The organism is Providencia sp. UF-224 (assembly GCF_058245955.1).
Genome location: NZ_JBSICC010000093.1, coordinates 1 through 722, shown reverse-complemented (window position 1 = coordinate 722; position 722 = coordinate 1). Strand labels below are relative to the sequence as shown.

Below are 722 nucleotides of genomic sequence, written 5' to 3'. Positions count from 1 at the left end.
TCCGATGCGCTGATTATTTCCCTGACGGAAAATAGCCAACGTGAAGCTATGCACCCTGCCGACCAACTTCATGCTTTTATCGAACTGCAAAAGACAGGCAAAAATGCGTCTGAAATCGGTGACTTATTAGGGTTCAGCACTCACCACGTAAAAAAATGTCTGCGTTTGGCGAATATGGCGCCCGAGCTGTTAGCCGAATTGGATGCGGATAATATTACCCTTGACCAACTACAAGCCTTAACAGGTACCACTGACCATGAGCGCCAAGTCATGGTATGGAACAATGCCTTTGGGTGGAAAAAAGAGCCACGCTATTTACGTGAAGCGGTCGAAGAAGCCAAAACCCCTGTCGAAAATAATCGACTGGTAAATTTTGTGGGTTTGGATGCTTACGAACAAGCAGGGGGAACCCTTGAAATTGACCTCTTTACCGAAGCAGGTTTTATTGAAAATGCCCCACTATTAGAAAAATTGGCACTCGATAAACTCACTGCGTGTGCGGAACTGTTAGCGGATATTGAGGGTTGGCAATGGGGTATTGCCCGTTTAGAGCGTCCAAGTTTTTACGGTAATGACGCGGAAACCTTGTCACTCAGCCATGCGCCCGAGGCGGTCATTCCCCCTGAATTTGCAGATTTACTGGCTGAATTGCGTGCCCGTGAAACGGATTTACGCCAGCAATCATGGGAAACCGACGACGAAAATGAACAAGCTGATCTTTG

1 protein-coding gene is annotated in these 722 nt (G+C 47.2%); it reads left to right on the top strand.

Going from position 1 to position 722, the window contains the following annotated elements:
* Positions 1-722: ParB/RepB/Spo0J family partition protein (locus AC4IFO_RS22960; protein WP_490737852.1), on the top strand; the 722-nt coding region annotated here is incomplete at both ends.